This is a genomic window from Curtobacterium sp. B8 (genome assembly GCF_000333315.1).
GTDB classification, from domain to species: Bacteria; Actinomycetota; Actinomycetes; order Actinomycetales; family Microbacteriaceae; genus Curtobacterium; species Curtobacterium luteum.
Genome location: NZ_BACW01000446.1, coordinates 1 through 5,977 on the forward strand (window position 1 = coordinate 1; position 5,977 = coordinate 5,977).

4 protein-coding genes and 1 pseudogene are annotated in these 5,977 nt (G+C 70.5%); all 5 read left to right on the forward strand.

What is annotated here, in order from left to right; all coding sequences use genetic code 11:
• The first annotated feature begins 215 nt into the window (after window positions 1-215).
• On the forward strand, window positions 216-1,541 hold the full coding sequence (locus tag I59_RS11475) for a sugar ABC transporter substrate-binding protein (RefSeq protein WP_022903985.1): 1,326 nt from the start codon (window positions 216-218) through the stop codon (window positions 1,539-1,541).
• 3 nt (window positions 1,542-1,544) lie between these two features.
• Window positions 1,545-2,612 (forward strand): carbohydrate ABC transporter permease, encoded by a 1,068-nt coding sequence (locus tag I59_RS11480; RefSeq protein ID WP_083882072.1) that lies wholly within the window; start codon window positions 1,545-1,547, stop codon window positions 2,610-2,612.
• A gap of 143 nt (window positions 2,613-2,755) precedes the next feature.
• A complete protein-coding gene (locus I59_RS11485) occupies window positions 2,756-3,559 on the forward strand; it encodes a carbohydrate ABC transporter permease (protein ID WP_261976561.1) in 804 nt (267 codons plus the stop codon).
• Between the two features lie 524 nt (window positions 3,560-4,083).
• Window positions 4,084-4,873, forward strand: a pseudogene (locus tag I59_RS21460) (DeoR/GlpR family DNA-binding transcription regulator).
• Window positions 4,870-5,949 carry a 1-phosphofructokinase family hexose kinase gene (locus I59_RS11495; RefSeq protein ID WP_042726677.1) on the forward strand — a complete coding sequence of 360 codons (1,080 nt, stop codon included), beginning with the start codon at window positions 4,870-4,872 and terminating at the stop codon, window positions 5,947-5,949. The pseudogene I59_RS21460 and the gene I59_RS11495 overlap by 4 nt, the downstream one beginning before the upstream one ends.
• The last annotated feature ends 28 nt before the right edge of the window (window positions 5,950-5,977 follow it).

Genomic DNA, 5,977 nt, shown 5'->3' on the forward strand with positions numbered 1-5,977 from the left:
TCCCGTCCGTCTCGTCCTGCGGATGCGGATGATGCCTGGTCATGACCAGTTCGTCAAGGACGCGGCCGCATCTGTTCGACATCCGTGATCCCCCGGAAACATGCGGATCGCGGCTGTCCACAGGGTCGCGATTCGTGGTTGACATCCCCGCGTGATGGGTCTTCACTAGCCATTACGCAACGTCCTTTCATAAAGGTCGGACCAAGGGAGTCAACGTGACACGCACGCGTTTCGCCGCACTCGGTGCGCTCGCCCTCGCAGGCGCGCTCGCCCTCACCGGGTGCTCCGCCGGGAGCAACGCCGCTTCCGACGGAGGCACGAAGTCCATCGGCACACCCGACGGCAAGGGCAAGACCATCACCGTCTGGATCATGAACGGCGACCTCAGCCCGAAGATCCTCGACGTCGCTGCGCAGCAGTTCACGAAGGCCACCGGGGCCAAGGTGAAGCTCCAGCTGCAGCAGTGGGACGGCATCACGACGAAGCTCACGACCGCGCTCGCGCAGCAGGACGCGCCGGACGTCGTCGACCTCGGCAACACGCAGGTCCCCGTGTACGCGGCGACCGGCGGCCTCATGGACCTGTCGCCGTACAAGAAGGAGCTGCAGGGCGGGCAGACCTGGCTGTCCGGGCTCGAGGGCCCGGCGACGGTCGACGGCAAGCTCTACGGCGCTCCGCTCTTCGCCGGCAACCGCGCGGTCATCTACAACAAGAAGACCTGGGCGGACGCCGGCGTCACCGACGTGCCGACGTCGTACGACCAGCTCACCGCCGACCTGGACAAGGTGAAGGCGAAGAACCCGCAGGCCGACTTCTCGGCCTTCTACATGCCCGGGCAGTACTGGTACGGCGGCCTGCAGTGGGTGTGGGACGCCGGTGGGCAGATCGCCACCGAGAAGGGCGGCAAGTGGACCGGAGCGATCGACTCCGCCGACGCCGTCAAGGGCCTTACCGCGTGGAAGGACTTCCAGAACTCGTACTCGGCGAAGTCGACGCAGGACATCAACACCGACAAGCCCGCCGAATCCGACGTCTTCGCACAGGGCAACGCCTCGGCGATCCTCGGGTCGGCGTGGGAGATCGGGTCGATCACCACGGCCAAGCCCGAGCTGAAGGACCAGATCGGCACGTTCCCCATGCCGTCGGCGACGGAGGGGAAGACCCAGCCGGTGTTCCTCGGCGGCTCGGACCTCGGCATCCCGTCGAAGTCGCAGAACCAGGAACTCGCGCTGTACTACACGAAGATCCTCACCTCGAAGGAGTTCCAGCAGGACCAGGTGTTCGGCGTCGACGGGTGGGAGCCCAACTCGACGCAGCTGCTCGACGCGGTGGCCGGCGACGTGGACGAGCTCCACAAGCCGTACTTCGAGGCGGCCTCGACGAGCCGCCCGACCCCGGCGACCCCGGGATGGGCGACGATCGAGGGCGACTCGAGCTTCCAGACGATGTTCGCGGACGTCGCGACCGGCCGGAAGTCCCCACAGGACGCCGCCGAGGGCTTCTCTGAGCACCTCACGTCGGCGCTGAACGCGCAGCAGTAGTCGATGACGTCCACTGCAGAGCGGGTGTCCGGTCCGGCTCCCGCCGGGCCGGACACCCGGCGTGACGGTCCGGGTCGGGGTCGGGGTCGGGGACGGGACCGGGATCGTGGCCGTCCGGTCGGGGCCGGCCCGTCGGGCGCCGGTTCGACGGGCGGTCCCGGCGGCGGTCGGCGATCGCTGACGGCGTCGCGAGCGCCGCTCTTCCTGCTGGCGCCGGCGGCGATCCTGCTGCTCGCCCTGGTCGTGTACCCGCTCGTGCGGCTGCTCGTGATCTCCTTCCAGGACTACGGGCTCCGCGCGATCTTCACGGGACAGGCGGGCTTCGCAGGGCTCACGAACTACACGAACGTCCTCACCGACGCGAGCTTCTGGCCGGTCATCCTCCGGACGGTGCTCGTCACCGGGGCGATGGTCGTCGGCACCATCGGCATCGGCATGGCGGTGTCGCAGCTGCTCACGCGGCTCGGTGTCGTCATGCGGACCGTCGTCAGCGTCGTGCTCGTACTGGCCTGGGCGATGCCGAACGTGGCGTCGAGCCTGGTGTGGCAGTGGCTCTTCCAGCCGTTCTACGGCGTGCTCAACTGGATGATCACGCAGCTGGGGGTGTTCGGGGACCACACGCAGGACAACTGGGCCTCGACACCAGGGCAGTCACTGGCCATCGTGCTCTCGCTCGTGATCTGGCAGGCGGTGCCGTTCGTCGCCCTGACGCTCTACGCCGCGCAGTCGCAGATCGCGCCGGAGTACTACGAGGCCGGCGCGCTCGACGGGGCATCGGCGTGGGCGATGTACCGGGCGATCACGCTGCCGGCCCTCGTGCCGACGCTGCTGCTCGTGACTATCCTCTCGGTGATCTGGGACTTCAACGTCTTCAACCAGATCTGGCTCCTCACGAAGGGTGGACCGGAGGACACGACCCTCACGCTCGGCATCTGGACCTTCGTGAAGTCCTTCGTGTCGAACGCGTACGGGCAGGGCGCCGCGATCGCCGTCATCTCGACGCTGATCCTCGGTGCGCTCACGAGCTACTACATCCGGCGGCTCGTCCGCAGTGGGGAGGACGACCTGTGACGACGACATCGACCCCCGGGACGGGCGCGCCGACCGCGGCGACCAGCCCCGCCGCACGGCCCGACGTGGCAGGGCGACCCGGTGCGCCTCGGTCCACCGGTCCGATCACGGCCGGCCGCCCGCGTCGCCGCAAGCCGCGCGTGGTGGCGAACACCATCGCCGTGGTGTTCTGCCTGGTGTGGGTGTTCCCGATCTACTGGATGGTGAACACCGCGTTCAAGCCCGCGGACGAGGTGACCACGCTGACGCCGATCTGGCTGCCGCTGCGCCCGACGCTCGAGAACTTCACGCGGGCGCTGACGCAGGACGGGTTCCTGGTGTACCTGCGGAACTCGGCGATCGTCGTCGTGGCCGCGGTGCTGCTGTCGATCGTCGTCGGGTTCCTCGCGTCGGCTGCCCTGTCGCGGTTCCGGTTCCGCGGGCGTCGGGCGATCCTCGTCGCGATCCTGTTCGTGCAGATGATCCCCTCGGGTGCGCTGCTGATCCCGCTCTTCCTGTCGTTCCAGTCGCTCGGGCTGCTCAACAGCTACCTCGGGCTGATCCTCGCGTACGTGGCGAGCGTCCTGCCCTTCTCGATCTGGGTCATGCGCGGGTTCTTCGTCGCGGTGCCGGTCGAGATCGAGGAGGCGGCGAAGGTCGACGGAGCGGGGACGTTCCGGATCCTGTGGAGCGTGCTGTTCCCGCTCGTGATGCCGGGGGTCATCGCGACGAGTGTGTTCGCCTTCATCGCGGCGTGGAACGACTACCTGACCGCGTACGTGATGCTCAAGGACCAGGGGATGTACACGCTGCCGGTGTGGCTCGCCGGGTTCTCGACGAACAAGGGGACGGACTTCGGCGGGCTCATGGCTGCGTCGGTGCTGTTCTCGATCCCGGTGGTCGTGTTCTTCCTCATCGTGCAGCGGCGGCTCGTCAGCGGGATGACCGCGGGGGCCGTGAAGGGGTAGCGGCTGCGCGGTCGAACGCCCCGTCCTGCTGGTCGCAGGGCGGGGTGTTCGCGTGTGCGGAGCTCGGCGAGGCGTTCGCACGTGCGGAGCTCGGCGGAGACCGGCCTCGGGCGACGTGCGCGGCCACCGGCGACGACCCCGGTTGGTCGCAGGACGTGTCGGCCTGGGCCACGCGGGACGGCATGTCGTGCGACCAGCGCGACCGTCGGGCGGCATGTCGTGCGACCAGCGCGATGGCGGGACGGCATGTCGTGCGACCAGCGCGATCGTCGGACGGCACGTCGCGCCTGCTGCTGCCGGTGGTCGCGACTCCCCGCACCCGCCGTCCGGCCGGTCACGAATCGTCGCTCTGCGTCCGCGAGAGCGACACCTCGTGACCGCTCGACACCCTTGAGCGGGGCGTCGTGACCCGAAGCGGCGAGTCCGGCTCCTGCTTCCGTGTTGGTTTCGGTACGAAACGGTTGCGAACGTGTGGCTTTGCGGCGTACAGTGCTCGAAACCCACGGGAACGAAGGAGTTCGGGCATGTACGCAACCGAGCGGCACGACGCCATCGCCGCCTCGCTGCAGTCGGCAGGCCGGGTGTCCGTCGCCGAGCTGGCCGAGCACTTCGACGTCACCACCGAGACCGTGCGACGCGACCTGGACGCCCTCGAGTCCGCCGGCGTCCTGCGCCGCGTGCACGGGGGAGCGGTCCCCGTCGGCCGGTCGAGCGTCGTCGAGCTGAGCGTCGCCGAGCGGGAGGGCCAGCACGGGACCGCCAAGAGCGCGATCGCCCGGGCGGCCATGCGCCTCGTCCCGCCGACCTTCACCGGCTCGATCGCCCTCGACGCCGGCACGACCTGCGCAGCCGTCGCCGCCGAGCTCGCCCGCTGGGAGCCCGCGACCGCCGGCGCCACGTTGACGGTCATCACGAACTCCGTGCCCATCGCATCCGCGCTGCAGCACAGCGAGCACGTGGAGCTCCACCTGCTCGGTGGACGTGTCCGCGGCGTGACGAGTGCCGCGGTCGGAACGGCCACGGTCGAGCAGATCGGTGCCCTCCGCCCCGACATCGCCTTCGTGGGGACCAACGGACTGTCCGCCGGCTTCGGCCTGAGCACGCCGGACGAGTACGAGGCCGCGGTGAAGGCGGCGTACGTCCTCGCAGCGCGGCGGAAGCGTCGTGCTGGCAGACCCCGCGAAGCACGGGGTCGAGGCCCTCATGCGCTTCGCCCGACTCGACGAGGTCGACACCGTCGTCACCGACGAGGAGCTTCCGGCGGACCTCGCCGGAGCGCTCGCCGAAGCCGACGTCGAGGTGGTCGTCGCATGAGCACCGACCGGAACACCAGCACCAGCGGGCGCCCGAGCACGCGCATCGTCACGGTCACGCCGAACCCGAGCCTGGACCGCACCATCGAGCTCGCGGGCGAGCTGCAGCGCGGCGCCGTCCAGCGAGCGACCCGGAGCACCGCCGAGCCGGGCGGCAAGGGCGTCAACGTCTCCCGCGTCGTCGTCGCGAGCGGTGGTGACACGATCGCCGTGCTGCCCGGGGACGAGCTCGACCCCGTCCTGCTCGGCCTCGCCACGCGTGGCATCCCGACCGCCGCCATGGCCATCGGTGCGCCGCTGCGCTCCAACGTCACGGTCACCGAACCGACCGGCACCACGACGAAGCTCAACGAGCCCGGCCCCTCGCTCGCCGGCAGGCTCGACGAGTTCGCCGCCCTCGTGGCCGACTCGGCCGGACCGACCCCGACCGGACCCGGTGCCCGCTGGGTCGTCCTCGCCGGCTCGTTGCCGCCCGGCCTGCCCGACGACGCCCTCGCCGTGCTCGTCCGGGCCGTCCGCGCACGACACGGCGACGACGTCCGGATCGCGGTCGACTCGTCGGGCGTCCCGTTCACCGCGCTGCTGCAGTCCGGCGAGCGGATCGACCTCGTGAAGCCGAACGCCGAGGAACTCGCCGAGGTCGTCGGCGGCGATCCCGACGAGTACGAGCGCGACCTCGATGCAGCCGCCGCGGCCGCCGATCGACTCCGGTCGCGGGGAGTGGACTCGGTCCTGCTCACCCTCGGCAGCGCCGGCGCCGTCCTCGTCGGCCCGGAGGGGTCCTTCGCGGCCGCAGCCCCGCGCATCGTCGCCCGCTCGACCGTCGGCGCGGGAGACTCCTCCCTCGCCGGTTACCTGCTCGCCGAGGTCGCCGGAGCTCGCCCGGAGGAGCGTCTCGCCCAGGCCGTCGCGACCGGAGCGGCAGCCGCAGCCCTCCCGGGCAGCGACGTCCCCGCCCTCGACCACACCGACCCCTCGGCCGTCGAGGTCCGCATCCTCCGGCCCGCGACGACGTCCGCCGCGACCCCGGGAACGGCACCGGAACCGACGCCGGAACCGACGCCGGAACCGGTCTGACCCTCACTCACGAACCCCGACCCGAACA